The organism is Pseudomonas sp. EA_5y_Pfl2_R50 (assembly GCF_963970475.1).
Classification (GTDB): Bacteria; Pseudomonadota; Gammaproteobacteria; order Pseudomonadales; family Pseudomonadaceae; genus Aquipseudomonas.
Genome location: NZ_CAXAPT010000009.1, coordinates 175,759 through 193,984 on the forward strand (window position 1 = coordinate 175,759; position 18,226 = coordinate 193,984).

Below are 18,226 nucleotides of genomic sequence, written 5' to 3' on the forward strand. Positions count from 1 at the left end.
TTTTTTATGCCTGCAATTCAAGCCTCAACACTGCCCTCCCACAGAAGGGCTCAGCAAGGCTCAGTTTTCGGGAAATACCAGAGACTCAGGCACATCGATATCCCATAAAACCCCGGGGTCATCGACGACGATCTCCTCCACCCTACCCTGCTTGAACAACGGCCGCGCCCCGCGATCACCGCTCAGCGCCTGCAGCCCCGCACCAAACGAGCGCCCAAACCCCACCGGATGTCCAAACTCGCCATCCTTCACCGGCACGCTCACCGCATCGTCAGCCATGGCCGCGACCACGCGCTCAATACTCGACGGCAAGATAAACGGCATATCCCCCAGCACAATCAGCCAGCCATCAGCATCCGGGCACGCGGCGACTCCGGCAGCAATGCTATCGCCCATGCCGCTCGATTCAATCGAAACGATATCGCAGCCATACGCCTGCGCCATGCGCATCGCCTGCGGTCTCGCTTCAGTCGTTACCAGCACGCGCTTATCAAGCCTTGCTGGCAAATTCACCAATACCTGCTCGATCACCGAACGCACCGCGCCATCCATGCCGGTGCAATCGGCCAGCAATTTGTCCTTGTCAGCGCCCGCCACCCGGCGAAAGCGACTGCCCTCGCCTGCCGCCAGCACAATCACGGCGATGGATCGACCCATGTGCCCTCCACGTTTTTCTTCTGTTTCAGCTCGACCCCGTTTTTGATCGCGACGATTTCCGCCAGCAAGGACAGGGCAATTTCCGCCGGCGAATGACTGCCGATGTGCAGACCGATTGGCCCGTGCAAACGCGCAATCGCCGCTGCCGACAAGCCTAGCTGAAGCAGATTTTCCCGGCGCTTGCGACTGTTGATCCGCGAGCCGAGCGCACCGACATAAAAGGCTGGCGAATCCAGCGCCGTGAGCAGCGCCATGTCATCCAGCCGTGGATCATGGGTCAACGCGACAATCGCAGTGCGCTCATCGGTCTGAATGCTCAGCACGGCCTCATCGGGCATGCCGGGCACGAAACGACCGTGGTGCCCTTCCCAGCCATACGCGAATTCGGTGCGTGGATCGCAGATCAGCACCTCGAAATCCAGCATCCGCGCCATGTCTGCGACGTAACGCGACAACTGCCCGGCGCCGATCAACAGCAGCCGCCAGCGCGGGCCGTAAATCGCGCGCAAGGTTTTGCCGTCGAATGTCAGCGAATCGGTTTTGCTCGCCGCCGCCAAAACCACAGCACCGGTTTCGATGTTCAACTCGCGGGCGACGATCTCATGGGCTTCACAGCGCCCCAACAATTCGGCGACCCACTGCGGATCGCTAACCCGTTCCTCGGTCAGGCGTAACGTACCGCCACAGGGCAAGCCAAATCGCGCTGCCTCCTCACGCGTGACACCGTAAGTGATCAATTGCACCGGCGGCCCATCGCTGGCGATCCGTCCGTCATGCAGACGGGCGATCAAATCGTCCTCGACACACCCGCCCGACACCGAGCCGATCACCACGCCGTCCTCCCGCAAGGCGAGCATGGCCCCAGGCGCCCGGGGCGCCGTGCCCCAGGTCTGCACCACGCTGAACAGCACCACCCGCTGTCCGGCGCGGCGCCATTCAAGGACGCTGCGCAGGACATTGAGGTCGACGCTGTCCATCAGGCTTGTGCCTTCTGCCAACCCTGCAACTGATAACGCACCGGCAGATTGCGGATGCGTTGACCGGTGGCGGCGAAGATTGCGTTGCACAACGCCGGCGCAATCGGCGGCACACCCGGTTCACCGACGCCACCCAACGGCACGTCACCCGGCGGGGTCACCAGATGCACGGCAACCTCCTTCGGCGCCAGCGACATGCGCGCGACTTCATACATATGGAAGTTGTCCTGCTGAACCCTGCCATCCTTGAAGCTGATCTCACCCAGTACCGCGTTGCCCAGGCCCATCACGCAGGCACCTTCGAACTGCGAGCGAATGCGCTCGGGGTTGATCTGCGGCCCGCAATCCACGGCAATGTCTGCCTTGTGCACGATCAGCGTACCGTCGTCTTTCACCTCGACTTCGATCACCGCCGCCACGTAAGTGACGAAGCTGTAATGCACCGCCAGGCCCAGACCACGCCCCTTGGGCAACTTGCGCCCCCAACCCGCAGCCTTGGCTGCGGTTTCCAGCACGGTGCGCATGCGCCCCGTGTCGATCGGATAGCGCTCGGGAGATTCGCCGTAGTTCCATTCCTCGCTCAACGTGCGCGGATCAATCTGACGATCCGGGCCGAGCAATTTGATCTGGTACTGCAGAGGATCGACACTGGCCTTGTGCGCGAGCTCATCGACGAAACTCTGAATCGCAAAGCCGTGGGGAATGTTGGACACCGAACGATACCAGCCAACCCGCGTATGCACCGTCGCTTCGGGGTTTTCCAGGCGGACATTGGGGATCGCGTAGGCCATGTTGGTAAAACCCATGCCCAGCTCGAACGCCGCCTCATGGTTCATGCCCGGCGCGAACAAAGCCGTGATGCTCGGCGCCACGGTGCGGTGCAACCAGCCGGACGGCATGCCGTCCTTGCCCACGCTGGCTTTCAGGTATTCGGCGGACACGGTGTGGAAGTACGAGTTGTGGATGTCGTCTTCGCGAGTCCACTGCACCCGCACGGCTTTGCCGGGAAACTCTTTGGCGAGAATCGCCGCTTCGACGACAAAGTCCGGTTTCGACTTGCGACCGAAACCGCCGCCCAGCAGCGTGACGTTGAAGGTGACGCTATCAAACGGCAGACCGAGGCGCTCAGCGATCCGTTCGCGGGTGACCTGCGGCGCCTGACTGGGCGCCCAGGCTTCGCAGACGCCATCCTTGAAACGGGCGATGGCGACCATCGGCTCCATCGGCGCCTGGGCAAGGTGCGGCAAATAATAGGACGCCTCCAAGGTGCTCGCCGCACCACTCAGGGCCTTGTCGATATCGCCGGTGTTGCGCACCACTTTGCCAGGTTTCTGCGAGGCGGCTTCCAGCGCCTTGCGATAGGCAATCGAGTCGTAACTGGCGTTCGGGCCATCATCCCATTCGATCTTCAGCGCCTCACGCCCCTTGATCGCCGCCCAGGTATTGCTGGCTACCACGGCAACGCCGCCCAATGGCTGGAACTCCGAGGGCAGCGGACGAGCTTCGATCTGCAGCACTTTGAGCACACCGGGGACCTTCAGCGCGGCGCTGTCGTCCAGCGATTTGACCTTGCCGCCATACACCGCTGGCCGGGCGATGGTCGCGTAGACCATGCCGTCGAAATGCACATCGGCGCCGTATACCGCACGACCGTTGACGATGTCGTCACCGTCGATGGCTTTGGTGCCTTCCTTACCGATATAGCGAAACTCCGACGGCTGCTTGAGACGCAGGCTGTCACGCGCCGGTACAGCCAACGCACTCGCGGCGGCGGCAAGCTCGCCATAACCCAGCGCGCGGCCGGACGGCTGGTGAATGACTTTGTGCAGTTGCGCGTGACACTCGCCAACCGGCACTTTCCATTGCGCAGCCGCCGCCTGTTCCAGCATCGTCCGTGCTGCCGCGCCGCAACGGCGCATCGGCTCGTACCAATGGCGCATGCTGCGCGAACCGTCAGTGTCCTGATTGCCGAAACGCACCTCATCGCCCGGCGCCTGCTGGACTTTAACGTGAGCCCAATCGGCCTCCAGCTCATCGGCAACGACCATGGTCAGACTGGTGCGCACCCCCTGCCCCATCTCCGAGCGGTTACACACCACGGTGACGGTACCGTCGGCGGCGATGCTCACATAGACCTTCGGATCATCAATCCAGCCATTGGGCATGCCATCGGCGCCGAATTGTTTCGGCTTGTCCGCGGCCAACGCGTCCTGCCAGCCCCAGCTTGCCGCCAACACCAGCGCACCGGTGGCGCCGACGCCTTTAAGAAACCCGCGACGGCTGAGATTGCTCAGAGCGAAATCATTCGGCAGGCGGCTCATGCTTTCACCTCCTTCAAATGTGTGGAGGCCTGGCGGATCGCGGTTTTGATGCGGTTGTAGGTGCCGCAACGGCAGATGTTGCCGACCATCGCTTCTTCGATCTGTTCGTCGCTCGGGTTCGGGTGGGTTTTGAGCAACGCGGTGGCCGACATGATTTGCCCGCCCTGACAGAAACCGCACTGCGCGACAGCCGTGTCGAGCCAGGCTTGCTGAACGACTTGCCCGACCGGGTCGGCGTGGAGGTTATCGATGGTGCTGACGTTTTTCCCGACCACCGAACCAATCGGTGTGATGCAACTGCGCGCCGGCAAGCCGTCGATGTGAATGGTGCAGGCGCCACACAGGCCCATGCCGCAGCCGAATTTGGTGCCGTTGTACCCGGCAACGTCGCGGATAGCCCAGAGCAGCGGCATGTCTTCCGTGACGTCGAGAGGATGGTCTTGACCGTTGAGTTTCAGGGTAATCATGGGCACGCCCGCATATTTTTGGTGTTTATGGGGTCGAGCAATCTGCCGCCGTTGAATCGGCGGTGGTTCACGCAGATCGGCTCAGGCTAATGAGGCTCTCTTGTGTCGACGCAAAACGCCTGCACCGGGCCTTTGGTGGAGCAAATGACGGTTATCGTTAGCTCGCTAAGTTAACCCAGCGTTAACAAAAAAGCCCTGCTGAGACAGGGCTTTCAGTTACAAGCTTTTAGCTACAAGCTGCAAGCAAAGGCAATAGCTGGTTCATGTTGGAAAGATTGTAGCTTGCCGCTTAAAGCTTGAAGCTCGCAGCTGCTTCAATAGCGGTTGGGCTCCATTTCCAGTTCGACATTGAAACGTTCTGCGATGTCTTTCTGGATACGCTGCGCCAGATCGAGCAATTGCAGCCCGGTCGCCGCACCGTAGTTGACCAGCACCAGCGCCTGCAGTTTATGGACGCCGGCGTCGGCCTCACGGAAACCCTTCCACCCGGCACGCTCGATCAGCCAACCGGCGGCGAGTTTCATTTGTCCGTCCGGTTGCGCGTAAGCCACGACATCCGGGTGCTGTGCCTTGATCTGCGCGACGATGGCCGCTGGCACCAACGGATTCTTGAAGAAGCTGCCGGCATTGCCGAGCACCGCCGGGTCCGGCAGCTTTTCACTGCGGATGCTGCAGATTGCGCGGCTGACATCCGATGGCGTCGGTTGCTCGATACCCTGTTCGGCCAAGCGCTGACGCACCGGGCCGTACTCCAGATGCAGGTGCGCAACGCGATTGAGCGTAAAGCGCACGCGCAGGATCAGCCAACGCCCCGGTTGCTGCTTGAACAGGCTGTCACGGTAGGCGAAATTGCATTCTTCCAGCGTGAAATCGCGCAACTCGCCGGTCTGGCGATCCAAAGCGGTAAGCCCGGCGAACACGTCCTTGATCTCGACCCCGTAGGCGCCAATGTTTTGCATCGGCGCCGCGCCGACTGTGCCGGGAATCAGGCTGAGATTTTCCAGCCCCGAAAAGCCCGACGCCAGCGTGTGCTGCACAAACGGGTGCCACGGCTCGCCGGCCTCGGCTTCGATCACCACGCGGCTGCCGTCATCACTGATCACGCGAATACCGCGCGTCGCCATACGCAGCACCAGCGCCGGGACGTCAGCGGTGAGCAACAGATTGCTGCCGCCACCGATCACCAGCAACGGCACATCGTGAGCCGAGGCATACGCCAGGGCTTCGCGAACATCGGCGTCGCTGTGGGCTTCGGCGAACAGTTGCGCGCGAACATCCACGCCAAAACTGTTGAACGGTTTCAGGGAAACCTGCGGTTGCACCTGCAAACTCATAACCGCCCCTTCACTTCGATCAACAGTTGGTCACAGGCTGCTTCGATCAGATCCAGCACCTGCTCGAAACCCTGATCGCCGTCGTAATACGGGTCCGGCACTTCATCGACCAACCCGGCATAACGACGCAGGAACAGATCCAGTTCAGCCTTGCCGGTGGACGGTTGCAGAGCCTTGAGGTTGCGCAGGTTGCTGTTGTCCATCGCCAGGATCAGATCGTAACTGGCGAAGTCGGCACGACTGACCTGTTGCGCGCGCTGCGCTGACAAGTCATAGCCGCGCACGCTGGCGGCGGCCTGACTGCGTTTGTCTGGCGGATTGCCAACGTGCCAGTCACCGGTGCCGGCAGAAGCCACCTCGACCTGATCCGCCAGCCCTGCTTCACGCAGCTTGTGCCGCAACACACCTTCGGCGGTGGGCGAACGGCAAATGTTGCCCAGGCACACAAACAGAACGCGCATCAGGCCCCCAGCAGGCGACGAACGCGCTCAAGGTCTTCAACGGTGTCGACACCGGTCGGCGGCGCGATCAACGCATCGGCGACATGAATGCGCACGCCGTGCCACAGGGCACGCAGTTGCTCGAGAGATTCGGTGTTTTCCAGCCAGCACGGCCCCCAGCTCACGAAGTCCTGGAGGAAACCGGCGCGGTAGGCATAGATGCCGATGTGGCGACGGTACGGTACACCTTCAGGCAATTGCTCACGGCTCTTGGCGAACGCATCGCGCGCCCACGGCAACGTCGCGCGGCTGAAGGTCAGTGCCAGACCGTTCGTGTCGCTGACGACCTTGACCACGTTCGGGTTGAACAGGGTGTCCACGTCTTCAATCGGCTCGGCCAGCGTGGCCATGCGCGCCTCGGTGTGAGCGGCGAGGTTGGCGGCCACCTGATCGATCACGCTCGGTGGAATCAACGGTTCGTCGCCCTGCACGTTGACCACAATGGCGTCGGGTTCGAGGCCCAGTTTCGCGGCCACCTCGGCCAGACGGTCAGTGCCGGAATTGTGGTCTTCACGGGTCAGCACCACTTCGGCGCCAAAGCCCTTGCACGCTTCGACGATACGCGGATCGTCAGTCGCAACCACGACGCGGGTGGCGCTGCTTTTGCTCGCCTGCTCCCAGACGTGCTGGATCATCGGCTTGCCGGCAATATCCAGCAACGGCTTGCCGGGTAGCCGGGTCGAGGCATAGCGCGACGGGATGACAACGGTGAAGGCGGTGGTCATTTATCCAGACGCTCGTCAGTGGTCAGGGTGCGCGCCTCGCTTTCGAGCATGACCGGGATGCCGTCGCGGATCGGGTACGCGAGGCCGGCGCCCTTGCTGATCAGTTCGGTCTTGTCGGCGCTGAGCTTGAGCGGGCCTTTGCAGATAGGGCACGCGAGGATGTCGAGCAATTTGGTGTCCATGAACATTCCCTGGATAAAGAGTTAAGGCAAAAGACGATCCGGCAACAGGCGCATCAGCTGTGTGTCGAACCAGGCCACGAAGGCTGGCGACGGCACGGCATCGACCGCCAGATACCACCAGTCGGCAGCAGCGAAGGCACGGCACTTCACCGCGTCCTTTTCGGTCATCACCAAAGGCAATGACGGTGTGAAATTCAACGCCTGCACGCTGTATTCGGCGTGATCGGCGAACGCGTGGGGGACTGCTCGCCAGTCTAGCGCTTCGAGGGTATTGAAGAAACGTTGCGGATTGCCGATCCCGGCGACCGCGTGCATGCTCTGGCCGGGTGGAAAGTGGTCGAGCGGTTGGCGCGCGCCGCTGCGCATGTTGACCAGCGCCGTCGGTTGCAGATGGAAGGCAAAACCGTCGTCGCGATCATCTGTGGCGCCGTTGAACAGCACGCCGTCGACACTTTGCAGACGCTCGATCGGCTCACGCAGCGGGCCTGCCGGCAAGCAGCGTTTATTGCCCAGACCTCGGGCCGCGTCGATCAGCACCAGCTCCAGATCCCGCGCCAAACGATAATGCTGCATGCCGTCGTCGGACAGAATCAGGTCCAGTGGCTCACTGGCCAGCAAGGCTTTGACGGCGGCGCTGCGATCAGGGTCGATCATCAACGGCACGCCAGTGCGCTGGACGATCAGCAGCGGTTCGTCGCCAGCGACATCGGCGCGTTGATCAGCCTCGACGCGCCATGGCAGCTGCGGCGGCTTGGCGCCGTAACCTCGGCTGACCACGCCAACGCGTAAACCACTGCGCCGGCAATGCTCGATCAACCAGAGAATCATCGGCGTTTTGCCAGTGCCACCGACGGTAATGTTGCCGACCACGATCAACGGCACCGGCGGCTGATAGATCTCGCCTTCACCGTCGAGAAAACGCTGACGCTTGTTGACCACCACACGGCGATACAACAACTCCAGCGGCCGCAGCAACGCCAGGGCCGGGTGTCCCTGATACCACGCGGCGAGCAAGCGATCAGACAGGCTCATCAGGATTTCGGCGCAGCCTCAACCGTGGTCATGCGCAGATGACTGAAACCGAGCTTGCCGGCCGCATCCATAGCGGTGATCACTGATTGATGCTGGGTCTTGCCGTCGGCACTGATCGACAACGGCATGTTGGTGTCACCGTTGGATTCTTTCTGCATGGCTTCCATCAAGGTCGCCAGATCGTTTTTCGGCAGAATCCTGTTGTTCACCGAAAACACGCCCTCGGCGCTGATCGCGACATCCAGTTGCTTGACCTGCTGGTCTTCGGCCGGCGAGCCGCTGACCGCTTCCGGCAGGTCCACGCGCAACTGGGTTTCACGGGTAAACGTGGTGGTCACGACGAAAAACAGCAGCAGGATGAACACCACGTCAATCAGCGACGCAAGATTGATGTCCACGGTTTCCCGGGGTTTGCGACGGAATTTCACGCGCGGCCCTCGGCCAGGTCGACGTCACGGTCGCCCTGCACCACCTCAACCAGTTTGATCGCTTCCTGCTCCATACCCACCACCAGTTCATCAATGCGGCGTTGCAGGAAACGGTGGAAGAACACGGCTGGAATACCGACCATCAGGCCTGCCGCCGTGGTGATCAGCGCTTTGGAGATACCGCCGGCCAGAACCGAGGCATTGGTGGTCATGCCGGAGCCGGTGAACGCGCTGAAAATATCGATCATGCCCAGCACCGTGCCGAGCAGACCCAGCAACGGGGCCATGGCGGCAATGGTGCCGAGCGCATTGATGTAGCGCTCCAGCTCGTGAACGACGCGGGCGGCAGCCTCTTCGATGCACTCTTTCATGATCTCGCGACCATGCTTGGAGTTGGCCAGGCCAGCGGCAAGGATTTCACCCAGCGGCGAATTGGCGCGCAACTCCTTGAGTTTTTCTTTATTGAGCTGCTTGTCCTTGATCCAGACCCAGACCTGACCCAACAGATGCTCGGGGGTGACGCGACTGGCGCGCAGGGTCCACAGGCGTTCGGCGACAATCGCCATGGCCGCGATGGAACTCAGAATGATCGGCAACATCATCCAGCCGCCGGATTTGACCAATTCCCACACAGTGACAGTCCCCTCGAAAAAGTGCGCCACTTTACCATACCGATCCGCGATTAAGACCCGCAGCCCCGACGACCGTGATGCCGTTTGCATGATGGCCCCGATCAACGGGCAAGCGCAGGCGGATCACGCCAGAAACGCCGCTGTTGACGCATCGTCGAGGGCGGTTTGAAGCTGCCCAGTTGCAAATGAATGGCCCCCTGCTCCGCGCTGTCGTAAATGCGCAGGCCTTGTTTGCGATAGCGCGCCAGCACGGTCGGATGCGGATGGCCGAAGGAATTGCCATGACCTCGGGAGATCAGCACCGACTCGGGCTGCAAGCCTTTGAGCAAGGCCATTGACGAGGAACTGCGGCTGCCGTGGTGAGGTGACTGCAGCCAATGCGTCGGCACGGCCAGGGGACTGTCGAGCAGGTCACGTTCAGCGTGGCGATCAATGTCACCGGTCAGCAGCAGCCGCTCGCCATTGGCTTCGATCTGCAATACGCAGGAGCGCTGGTTGCTGTCGCGGGCATCTGCCCATTGCCAGAGTTGAAAATGCACGCCGTCCCATTGCCATTGTTCGCCACTTTCGCAGGCTTCAGTGCTCAACTCGGCGGGCAGCCCCGGCGGATCGCCGCTCAGAACCCGGACGACCTTCATGCCACGTGCAATAGCCAGCGCACCGCCCGCATGGTCAGCATCGGCGTGACTGAGCAACATCAGATCGAGTTTTTCCACGTTCAGTTTGCGCAGCGCCGGCAACACAACACGTTCGCCGAGATCAAACTCGCCGAAGCGTGGGCCCGCGTCGTACAGCAGCGTGTGATGACGGGTTCTGATCAGGATTGCCAGGCCCTGGCCGACATCCAGCTGCCAGACATCCGCCAAACCTTCGTTCAGGCGCTCACGCGGCGGCATTACCAGAATCAGCAACAACGGCCAGCCCAGCAGTCGCATCGGCACACCACGCGGCAACAGCAACAACACCGCGCCGAGGCTGCCAATGGCCCAGACCCAAACAGGTATCGAAGGCGCAATCCACGCGGGCCATCGCCCGGCAATCAGCGCCAGTGCGCGAAACAACCCATCGATCAAGCCACCGGCCAGCCACAGTAGCCCTTCGCCGACATAAGGCACTGCCAGCAACAGCGTTCCAAGCAGAGCGGGCGGCAGCACCAGCAGACTGACCCAAGGCACCGCCACCAGATTCGCCAGCGGCCCGCTAAGGCTGATCGGCAGATTCAACGCCAGAAGCACCGGGCACAAGCCAATAGCAACCAGCCACTGCGCGCGCGTCCAGGTTTGCCACCAGCGCCACGCGCCCAAGCGTCCGCCAAAGATAAAGATCAGCACCGCCACCGCTGCAAACGACAGCCACAAACCCGGACGCAGACTGGCAAGCGGATCAAGCAACAGCACGCCGTTGAAGGCCAGCAGCAGCGGCCACCACGCCCCCAGATGGCGAAAACGAAGGCGCCACAACAACACCAGTCCGACCATCACGCAGGCGCGCTGTACCGGCACATCGAACCCAGCGAGCAAGCCGTAGCCGAGCGCTGCGGCAAACGCCAGCCCGCAAGCCCACGGCAACCATGGCCAGCGCAATGGCCACAGTCCATAACGAGCGAGCCCGGCGACCAACAGATACATCACCGCCGCCAGCATCCCGATGTGCTGACCGGAAATCACCAGCAAATGCACGGTGCCGGTGTCCTGCAGAATCTGCCAATCCTCACGACTGAGCCCCGATCCGTCGCCCAGCACCAACGCCGCCAGCGCACCGGCCCGACCGTGCGCGTCCACGGCAAGCAAACGCTGGCGAATGCCGTCGCGCCATGCCCAGCGCGCTTCGCTCAGGCGCTGGCCATCCTTGATCGTGCCCGTTGCACCGGTGCGTTGCGCCAGCAGCCACGCCTCATGATCGAAAGCGTCGGGGTTGAGCAAACCACCGGGGCGCTTGAGCTTGACCGCCAGCCGCCAGCGCTCTCCGCTGTAGACCGGTGGCCCGCCATACCAGGCCAGACGCAGCCGGGTGGGCAATTTTTCGTGACGCGAGTGCGCATCAGCCAATTCAAAACGCACCACGCCGTGCGCGTTTTGCGGCAAGCCGACCACTCGCCCTTCGAGCCAGCGGGTTTCGCCATCCAGACGGGTGGGCAGTCGATCATTCAACGCCCATTGCCCGCTGACACAAGCCCAGGTGAAGCCGAACAGCAACAACGCCAGTGGATAGCTGCGAAACGGCAGCAACATCAAACCCGACACCGGTAACAGCAACATCCACCCGACCGGCGGCAATACCGGTAAAAACATCGGGGCCAGCAGACCGACTGCCAACGCCATCATCCCTGTGCGCATAAGCCCGTCCTTGAGAGTTCCGGACTTAGGCATAGCGGGTGTCGGGCACCCGCGCCGTCAACAATTGTCACAAAGTCTGAATGGGCGGCTCATAGAATCCAGACATACTTGCCGCCTTAACCGACCGAGAAGCCTTATGCCCCGGCGCTTATTCAAACGTTACATGCCCGATCCGACGAGCATCAGGGAACACAAATCCTTACGCTTTCTCGGCAAGTTGCTGCATGACCCGAACCTCTGGCACCTCAATCGCCACTCGGTCGCCCGAGCGATGGCGGTCGGTTTGTTTGCCGCTTTCCTGCCGATTCCGGCGCAAATGCTGGTGGCTGCCGCCCTTGCCGTCACCGTGCGCGGCAACATGCCGATTGCTGTGAGCCTGGTGTGGCTGACCAACCCGATCACCATGCCGGCGGTGTTTTTCTGTACTTATCAGGCCGGTGCATTTTTGATGGACGTGCCCGCGCGGCATCTGCCAGATGAGTTGACCTGGGAATGGATCAGCGGCGAGTTGTCGACGCTGTGGCAGCCATTTTTACTCGGCTCGGTAGTGGTGGGGCTGGTCCTTGGCGCCCTCGCCTATTGTCTGGTGATGATGTACTGGCGCTGGTGGGTCGCGCGGCAATGGGCGCGGCGCAAGAAAAGTCGCAAATCCTGAATGCAAAACGGCCTCCGCGATGGGAGGCCGTTTTGTTTTGTGTCGTCTGCTCGCGAAGCGGTAGACGCGCTCTCGGATCAGGTACGCATCCCGCGCCCGCTCACCAGCAACCGCGCGCACCCGAAATACAGCACAACCGTCGCCACCAGCATAAAGGTGATCGCGATGCCGATCCTGATATCCGACACGCCGAGAATGCCGTAGCGAAAGGCGTTGACCATGTGCAGCACCGGGTTGGCGAGTGACACGGTCTGCCAGAACGGCGGCAGCAAGGTGATCGAGTAGAACACGCCACCGAGATAGGTCAGCGGGGTCAGCACGAACGTCGGGATGATCGAAATATCATCGAAATTGCGCGCAAACACGGCGTTGATGAAGCCCAGCAGCGAGAAGATCGTCGCCGTCAGCACCACGACCAGCATGGTCACACCCAGGTGATGCACCTGCAAATGGGTGAAAAACAGCGACAGGATGGTCACGATCACACCGACCATCAGACCACGCAACACGCCGCCGATGGTGTAGCCAATCAGAATCGTGTGCGGCGAAACCGGCGAGACCATCAATTCCTCAATGGAACGCTGGAATTTACTGCCGAAGAAACTCGACACCACGTTGCCGTAGGAGTTGGTGATCACCGACATCATGATCAACCCCGGCACGATGTACTCCATGTAGGTGAAACCACCCATGTCGCCGATCTGCCGACCGATCAGGTTACCGAAGATCACGAAGTACAGAACCATGGTGATCGCCGGCGGCAGCAGGGTCTGCGGCCAGATCCGCGTGAAACGGCGGACTTCCCGGTAAACGATGGTGTTGAGCGCGACGAGATTGGGACGGAACTCGGAACTCATACAGCCACCTTCGACAGATTTTTCTCCACCAGGGACACGAACAGCTCCTCGAGGCGATTGGTTTTGTTGCGCAGGCTCAGCACTTCGATGTGCTGCTGCGCCAACTGGGTGAACAACGCCGTGATGCCCATGGATTTGTCGACCTGGACTTCCAGGGTATGGCTGTCGATCAACCGCGCCGGGTAGCCGATCAACTGCGGCGCGGTGCTCACATCGTTTTTCAGGTCCAGCAGGAAGGTTTCCACATGCAACTGGCCCAGCAACTGTTTCATGCTGGTGTTCTCGACGATGGTGCCGTGGTCGATGATGCCGATGTTGCGGCACAACTGCTCAGCCTCCTCCAGATAATGTGTGGTGAGGATGATGGTGATGCCTTTCTGATTAAGCTCGGTGAGGAACGTCCACATCGAACGGCGCAACTCGATGTCGACGCCTGCGGTCGGTTCATCGAGGATCAGCAGACGCGGTTCGTGCACCAGCGCACGGGCAATCATCAAGCGGCGCTTCATGCCGCCGGACAGCGAGCGCGATGGCACGTCACGTTTGTCCCACAGGCCCAGTTGCGTCAGGTATTGCTCGGCGCGTTCCTTGGCGACCTTCGCCGGAATGCCGTAGTAACCGGCCTGGGTCACGACAATGTCGAAGGTCTTTTCGAACTGGTTGAAGTTGAATTCCTGGGGCACCACGCCAATCGAGCGCTTGAGCTGCGCAGGATTTTTGTCCAGGTCATGCCCGAAGATATTCACCGTGCCGCTGGTCTTGTTCACCAGCGTCGAGAGAATTCCGATGGTCGTGGATTTTCCGGCGCCATTGGGGCCGAGCAAGGCGAAAAAGTCACCTTCGGCAACGTCCAGATCGATACCACTCAAGGCCTGGAACCCGTTGCCGTAGGTTTTGGTTAGCTGCCGGATGGACAGAGCGGAACTCATATCTGATTTACGCACCAAGAAGGGAGGAAAGGAATAGATAAGGGCGAGCGGCGAAAGAAACAACCGCGACACGTGGCGCAATGTTGCGTGCCGTCGCCGCACAAGTACAGTCAAGTGTGTTGATAGTGAGTATTAAGTCAACGCGGTCATGACTGCTTTCTGATAGGCCGGACGCTGCTTCAGGCGTTCGTACCAGGCTTGCAGATGCGGTTGCGCGGTGCGTTCGATGGGCATCTCGAACCAGGCATAAATGAAGCTGCCGAGGGGAATATCGCCCATGCCGATGTCTTTTCCGGACAGATACGGTTGGCTGGCCAATGCCTGATCGGCCATGCTCAGCAACTCGCTGCACTCCTTGATCGCCGCATTGATCGCCGGCCAGTCCTGCTGGTCTGCCGGTGTGCGCAAGACACCCCAGAACACGGTGCGGAACGGTCCGGCAAAACTCGACGTGGTCCAGTCCATCCACTTGTCAGCGATGGCGCGAGCTTGCGGGTCCGCCGAATACCAGGCGCTATCGGGCGCATGTTTGGCCAGCAGGTAGCGGACGATGGCATTGGATTCCCACAGGACGAAACCGTCGTCTTCGATCACCGGCACCCGGCCATTCGGGTTCATCGCTCGGTACTCGGGCGTGTCGACCACACCGAATGCACCACCGGCGTCGATAGCCTCGTAAGCCAGGCCAAGTTCTTCAGCGGCCCACAACGGCTTCCTGACATTCGATGAGTTTTTCCGTCCCCAGATTTTCAGCATGACCGCCTCTCTTTCAAATGCGTGGGCAGGCAGCATACGCCGGATCAGGTGCGACTCAAATCACTCTGCATGTCGCCCAGCAGTTGCGCCTGGTGCTCGGTAAACAAGTGCGGATAGCACTTTTGCAGATGCTCGAAAAAGAATACTTCCGGCACGTCCGCGAACTGACCGTGATCGACCAGATACTCCATCAACTGCGCGCCGTCACGGTTGAACGGATGGAAAACGCTGTCATTGATCCCGTCGAAGTCCAGTGGTGCGACGTTGAACAATTCGCAGAGCTTCTGGTTGAACGCCGGGGTGGCCTTGACCCAGCGATCATTGAGAAAAAACTCGGTATAGCCGTGCATGGCGAACATGTCGCTTTTCAATAATTCGAGCAGACGCGGGGTCGACAGGTGATTTTTCACGTCCGCCAGCCCGATTCGCGCAGGGATGCCGCAATGCCGTGCACAGCCGGCGAGCAGCGTGGCTTTGGGTACGCAATAACTCTCTGCGGTCGCCAGCGCATAGCTGCCGCGCAAGGTCTGCGGATCACGACTGAAAGTGTAAGGGTTGTAGCGCACAGCCTCGCGCACGGCGTAATACAGACTGATCGCCTGCGCCACCGGATCGCGGCTGGCACCACGGTGCTGTTCGGCGAACTCCACCACCGCCGGGTGGTCACTATCGATGAAGCGGCCGGGACTCAGATACTCGCGCATGACGACAATCTCCTGGGTGAGCCTGGAGTCTAGCGACAGCTCAAGCACAGAGATAACGACGTTTCGGCCAAACTTGGACGCAAAGGCGCGGGATAAGCGAACGATTTCCCACACGTGTTGCCCACCGAACTTACGAAAACCGTCAGGGGTTTCCCACGATTTCAATCACCTTGGTCTGACCACCCGGTTTTGCAGATGCCGTCTAAGCTCTGGAGGGTCGATTTGCCTTGGTTCACGGAGGACTGAATATGCTGTTGTTGTGGATACTGGTTTTGCTCGTTGGCGTGGCGTATCTCGCCCACCGGCGTATGTCCCCTCTGCCTGCCTTGGGCATCGTTGCCGTCTACCTGTTGGCAATGGGTATTTTCAGTCACGCACCCGGCTGGCTGCTGCTGGTGTTCTGGGTGGTGCTGGCAGCGGTCGCCGCACCGTTGCTGCTGCCCGACCTTCGGCGCAGGCATTTCACTGCGCCGCTGTTCAACTGGTTCCAGAAAACCCTGCCACCGATGTCGCAGACCGAACGCGATGCCATCGATGCCGGCACCGTCTGGTGGGACGGCGAGCTGTTCAGCGGGCGTCCGGACTGGGACAAACTGCTGTCCTATCCGAAGGTGCAGTTGAGCGAAGAGGAACAGGCCTTCATCGACGGCCCGACCGAAGAACTCTGTGCAATGGTCACGGACTGGCAGATCGGCCAGTCGATGGACCTGCCCGCCGAAGCGTGGACGCACATCAAGGAACACGGCTTCTTCGCCCTGATCATCCCGAAAGAGTTTGGCGGTAAAGGCTTCTCCGCTTACGCCCACTCTCAGGTGGCGATGAAACTCGCGACCCGCAGCGGCGACCTCGCCTCCACCGTGATGGTGCCCAATTCCCTCGGCCCGGCCGAGCTGTTGCTGCATTACGGCACCGATGAACAACGCAATCACTACCTGCCGCGCCTGGCTCGCGGCGATGACATCCCGTGCTTTGCCCTCACCGGCCCGCTCGCCGGCTCCGACGCCGGTGCCATGCCCGACACCGGGATCATCTGCAAAGGTGAATGGGAGGGTCAGGAGGTGCTCGGCCTGCGCCTGAACTGGGAAAAACGCTACATCACCCTCGGCCCGGTCGCTACCCTGCTCGGCCTCGCATTCAAGGCCTATGACCCGGATCACTTGCTGGGCGACAAGGAAGACCTTGGCATCAGCCTGGCGCTGATCCCGACCGATACCGCGGGTGTGGAAATCGGTCGTCGTCACCTGCCGCTGGGCGCGGCATTCATGAACGGCCCGAACTCGGGCAAAGATGTGTTCATTCCGCTGGACTTCCTGATCGGAGGCCAGGAAATGCTCGGCAAAGGCTGGATGATGTTGATGAACTGCCTGTCGGTCGGTCGTTCCATTTCGTTGCCGGCAGTGGGTACCGGTGCGGCCAAGTTCACCAGCCTGGTCACCGGGCAATATGCGCAGATTCGCGAGCAGTTCAACGTACCGCTGTCGGCCTTCGAAGGCATTCAGGAGGCGATGGCGCGCATCGGTGGCAATGCGTGGATGATGGACGCGGCGCGGATGCTCACGGCCAACGCGGTGGATCTGGGCGAGAAACCTTCGGTGCTCTCGGCCATCCTCAAATATCACCTGACCGAACGTGGTCGCGAATGCATCAGCCACGCCATGGACGTCCACGGCGGCAAAGCGATCATCATGGGCCCGAACAACTACCTTGGGCGCAGCTGGAACGGCGCGCCGATCTTCATCACCGTGGAAGGTGCGAACATCCTTTCGCGCAACCTGATGATCTTCGGTCAGGGCGCGATTCGCTGCCATCCGTTCGTGCTCAAGGAAATGGCGCTGGCCGGCCGCGAGGACAAGGATCAGGCGCTGAAGGAATTCGACAGCCTGCTGCTCAAGCACATCGGTTTTGCCGTGAGCAACGCTGCCAGCACGCTGGTACTGAACCTCGGCGTCGGTCACTTCGAACGTGCCCCGGGCGACAAGATCAGCCAAGGCTACTTCCGTGCACTCAATCGTCAGGCGGCAGCATTCGCCATGCTCGCTGACTTCAGCATGATGCTGCTCGGTGGCGAGTTGAAGCGCCGCGAACGCCTGTCGGCGCGTCTGGGTGATGTATTGAGCAACCTGTATCTGGCGTCTGCCGCGCTCAAGCGTTATCACGACCTGGACTCGCCGGCGCACATGGAGCCTTTGTTCCGCTGGGCGATGGAAGAAAGCCTCGGCCAGTCGGAACGGGCGCTGGATGAATTGCTGAGTAACTTCCCCAACAAGGTGTTCGGCTGCCTGCTGCGGGTGATCGTGTTCCCGTTCGGTCGTCGTCACAAAGGCCCTTCAGACAAACTCGGCGCCGAAGTGGCTGGCGTGATCGGTCGCGCCAAGGGCGATCCGGCGCTGGAGGAACTGCTTGCCGGCTGTTATCGCCCGCAATCGGCGGACGATGCGGTGGGCGCACTGCAACATGCCAGCGATCTGTTGAACGCCGCGCAACCGTTGCACAAAAAGCTGCATACCTCGCTGAAAAGCGGTCAGGTCAAACCGGCCGCAGGCGAACACGCCATCGACGCGGCACTGGAGGCTGGCGTGCTGCAACCGGTGGAAGCGCAAAGTCTGCGTGATGCCGAAGCGGCGCGGCGCAAGGTCATCGATGTCGATGATTTCGACAAAGAGGAGCTGAAGCAGGCGGAAGGCAAAGTCCGCTGATCCCTTCTGGCGTATAAAAACGAACGCGGGAGCTTTAT

18 protein-coding genes are annotated in these 18,226 nt (G+C 61.0%); 2 read left to right on the plus strand and 16 right to left on the minus strand.

Features of this window, described 5'->3' with window-relative positions; all coding sequences use genetic code 11:
* Nucleotides 1-60: 60 nt before the first annotated feature.
* The 12 genes from AACY19_RS17285 to AACY19_RS17340 all read right to left on the minus strand — a co-directional run bounded on the left by AACY19_RS17285 (nt 61) and on the right by AACY19_RS17340 (nt 11,591).
* On the minus strand, nt 61-657 hold the full coding sequence (locus AACY19_RS17285) for a nucleotidyltransferase family protein (protein ID WP_339452207.1): 597 nt from the start codon (nt 655-657) through the stop codon (nt 61-63).
* Nucleotides 636-1,634, minus strand: a complete 999-nt coding sequence (locus tag AACY19_RS17290; RefSeq protein WP_339452209.1) for an XdhC family protein — start codon at nt 1,632-1,634, stop codon at nt 636-638. The genes AACY19_RS17285 and AACY19_RS17290 overlap by 22 nt, the downstream gene beginning before the upstream one ends.
* Nucleotides 1,634-3,955: a xanthine dehydrogenase family protein molybdopterin-binding subunit gene (locus AACY19_RS17295; protein ID WP_339452211.1), complete on the minus strand. Its 2,322-nt coding sequence runs from the start codon at nt 3,953-3,955 to the stop codon at nt 1,634-1,636. The genes AACY19_RS17290 and AACY19_RS17295 overlap by 1 nt, the downstream gene beginning before the upstream one ends.
* Nucleotides 3,952-4,422 carry a (2Fe-2S)-binding protein gene (locus AACY19_RS17300; protein ID WP_339452213.1) on the minus strand — a complete coding sequence of 157 codons (471 nt, stop codon included), beginning with the start codon at nt 4,420-4,422 and terminating at the stop codon, nt 3,952-3,954. Before AACY19_RS17300 ends, AACY19_RS17295 begins: the two co-directional genes overlap by 4 nt.
* Nucleotides 4,423-4,736: 314 nt before the next feature.
* On the minus strand, nt 4,737-5,756 hold the full coding sequence (gene murB / locus AACY19_RS17305; RefSeq protein ID WP_339452215.1) for a UDP-N-acetylmuramate dehydrogenase: 1,020 nt from the start codon (nt 5,754-5,756) through the stop codon (nt 4,737-4,739).
* A complete protein-coding gene (locus AACY19_RS17310) occupies nt 5,753-6,217 on the minus strand; it encodes a low molecular weight protein-tyrosine-phosphatase (protein WP_339452217.1) in 465 nt (154 codons plus the stop codon). Before AACY19_RS17310 ends, murB begins: the two co-directional genes overlap by 4 nt.
* Entirely contained in the window at nt 6,217-6,981 is a 765-nt protein-coding gene (gene kdsB, locus AACY19_RS17315; RefSeq protein ID WP_339452219.1) for a 3-deoxy-manno-octulosonate cytidylyltransferase, read from the minus strand. Before kdsB ends, AACY19_RS17310 begins: the two co-directional genes overlap by 1 nt.
* Nucleotides 6,978-7,163 (minus strand): Trm112 family protein, encoded by a 186-nt coding sequence (locus tag AACY19_RS17320; protein WP_003174668.1) that lies wholly within the window; start codon nt 7,161-7,163, stop codon nt 6,978-6,980. Before AACY19_RS17320 ends, kdsB begins: the two co-directional genes overlap by 4 nt.
* 21 nt (nt 7,164-7,184) lie before the next feature.
* On the minus strand, nt 7,185-8,195 hold the full coding sequence (lpxK, locus tag AACY19_RS17325; RefSeq protein ID WP_339452221.1) for a tetraacyldisaccharide 4'-kinase: 1,011 nt from the start codon (nt 8,193-8,195) through the stop codon (nt 7,185-7,187).
* Nucleotides 8,195-8,623 carry an ExbD/TolR family protein gene (locus AACY19_RS17330; RefSeq protein WP_339452223.1) on the minus strand — a complete coding sequence of 143 codons (429 nt, stop codon included), beginning with the start codon at nt 8,621-8,623 and terminating at the stop codon, nt 8,195-8,197. Before AACY19_RS17330 ends, lpxK begins: the two co-directional genes overlap by 1 nt.
* Entirely contained in the window at nt 8,620-9,255 is a 636-nt protein-coding gene (locus tag AACY19_RS17335; protein WP_339452225.1) for a MotA/TolQ/ExbB proton channel family protein, read from the minus strand. The genes AACY19_RS17330 and AACY19_RS17335 overlap by 4 nt, the downstream gene beginning before the upstream one ends.
* 101 nt (nt 9,256-9,356) lie before the next feature.
* Nucleotides 9,357-11,591 (minus strand): DNA internalization-related competence protein ComEC/Rec2, encoded by a 2,235-nt coding sequence (locus tag AACY19_RS17340; RefSeq protein WP_339452227.1) that lies wholly within the window; start codon nt 11,589-11,591, stop codon nt 9,357-9,359.
* A 136-nt stretch (nt 11,592-11,727) separates the two neighbouring features.
* Between AACY19_RS17340 and AACY19_RS17345 the strand changes: the two genes are divergently transcribed.
* Entirely contained in the window at nt 11,728-12,246 is a 519-nt protein-coding gene (locus AACY19_RS17345) for a DUF2062 domain-containing protein (RefSeq protein ID WP_339452229.1), read from the plus strand.
* 77 nt (nt 12,247-12,323) lie between these two features.
* Here the strand turns inward: AACY19_RS17345 and AACY19_RS17350 are convergent, their stop codons facing one another.
* From AACY19_RS17350 to AACY19_RS17365, 4 genes are all read right to left on the minus strand, one after another.
* Nucleotides 12,324-13,103 (minus strand): ABC transporter permease, encoded by a 780-nt coding sequence (locus AACY19_RS17350; protein WP_339452231.1) that lies wholly within the window; start codon nt 13,101-13,103, stop codon nt 12,324-12,326.
* Nucleotides 13,100-14,032, minus strand: coding sequence for an ABC transporter ATP-binding protein (locus AACY19_RS17355; RefSeq protein WP_339452233.1), 933 nt, complete (start codon nt 14,030-14,032; stop codon nt 13,100-13,102). Before AACY19_RS17355 ends, AACY19_RS17350 begins: the two co-directional genes overlap by 4 nt.
* A 132-nt stretch (nt 14,033-14,164) precedes the next feature.
* Nucleotides 14,165-14,788, minus strand: coding sequence for a glutathione S-transferase family protein (locus AACY19_RS17360; RefSeq protein WP_339452235.1), 624 nt, complete (start codon nt 14,786-14,788; stop codon nt 14,165-14,167).
* Between the two features lie 44 nt (nt 14,789-14,832).
* Nucleotides 14,833-15,492, minus strand: a complete 660-nt coding sequence (locus AACY19_RS17365) for a transglutaminase-like domain-containing protein (protein ID WP_339452237.1) — start codon at nt 15,490-15,492, stop codon at nt 14,833-14,835.
* Between the two features lie 248 nt (nt 15,493-15,740).
* Between AACY19_RS17365 and AACY19_RS17370 the strand changes: the two genes are divergently transcribed.
* Nucleotides 15,741-18,188, plus strand: coding sequence for an acyl-CoA dehydrogenase (locus AACY19_RS17370; protein ID WP_339452239.1), 2,448 nt, complete (start codon nt 15,741-15,743; stop codon nt 18,186-18,188).
* Nucleotides 18,189-18,226: the final 38 nt, after the last annotated feature.

What these genes read in the sequence shown, in the direction of transcription:
- AACY19_RS17285 (WP_339452207.1), bottom strand. Translation starts at nt 657, where the DNA reads ATGGGTCGATCCATCGCCGTGATTGTGCTGGCGGCAGGCGAGGGCAGT.
- AACY19_RS17290 (WP_339452209.1), bottom strand. Translation starts at nt 1,634, where the DNA reads ATGGACAGCGTCGACCTCAATGTCCTGCGCAGCGTCCTTGAATGGCGC.
- AACY19_RS17295 (WP_339452211.1), bottom strand. Translation starts at nt 3,955, where the DNA reads ATGAGCCGCCTGCCGAATGATTTCGCTCTGAGCAATCTCAGCCGTCGC.
- AACY19_RS17300 (WP_339452213.1), bottom strand. Translation starts at nt 4,422, where the DNA reads ATGATTACCCTGAAACTCAACGGTCAAGACCATCCTCTCGACGTCACG.
- murB (WP_339452215.1), bottom strand. Translation starts at nt 5,756, where the DNA reads ATGAGTTTGCAGGTGCAACCGCAGGTTTCCCTGAAACCGTTCAACAGT.
- AACY19_RS17310 (WP_339452217.1), bottom strand. Translation starts at nt 6,217, where the DNA reads ATGCGCGTTCTGTTTGTGTGCCTGGGCAACATTTGCCGTTCGCCCACC.
- kdsB (WP_339452219.1), bottom strand. Translation starts at nt 6,981, where the DNA reads ATGACCACCGCCTTCACCGTTGTCATCCCGTCGCGCTATGCCTCGACC.
- AACY19_RS17320 (WP_003174668.1), bottom strand. Translation starts at nt 7,163, where the DNA reads ATGGACACCAAATTGCTCGACATCCTCGCGTGCCCTATCTGCAAAGGC.
- lpxK (WP_339452221.1), bottom strand. Translation starts at nt 8,195, where the DNA reads ATGAGCCTGTCTGATCGCTTGCTCGCCGCGTGGTATCAGGGACACCCG.
- AACY19_RS17340 (WP_339452227.1), bottom strand. Translation starts at nt 11,591, where the DNA reads ATGCGCACAGGGATGATGGCGTTGGCAGTCGGTCTGCTGGCCCCGATG.
- AACY19_RS17345 (WP_339452229.1), top strand. Translation starts at nt 11,728, where the DNA reads ATGCCCCGGCGCTTATTCAAACGTTACATGCCCGATCCGACGAGCATC.
- AACY19_RS17350 (WP_339452231.1), bottom strand. Translation starts at nt 13,103, where the DNA reads ATGAGTTCCGAGTTCCGTCCCAATCTCGTCGCGCTCAACACCATCGTT.
- AACY19_RS17355 (WP_339452233.1), bottom strand. Translation starts at nt 14,032, where the DNA reads ATGAGTTCCGCTCTGTCCATCCGGCAGCTAACCAAAACCTACGGCAAC.
- AACY19_RS17360 (WP_339452235.1), bottom strand. Translation starts at nt 14,788, where the DNA reads ATGCTGAAAATCTGGGGACGGAAAAACTCATCGAATGTCAGGAAGCCG.
- AACY19_RS17365 (WP_339452237.1), bottom strand. Translation starts at nt 15,492, where the DNA reads ATGCGCGAGTATCTGAGTCCCGGCCGCTTCATCGATAGTGACCACCCG.
- AACY19_RS17370 (WP_339452239.1), top strand. Translation starts at nt 15,741, where the DNA reads ATGCTGTTGTTGTGGATACTGGTTTTGCTCGTTGGCGTGGCGTATCTC.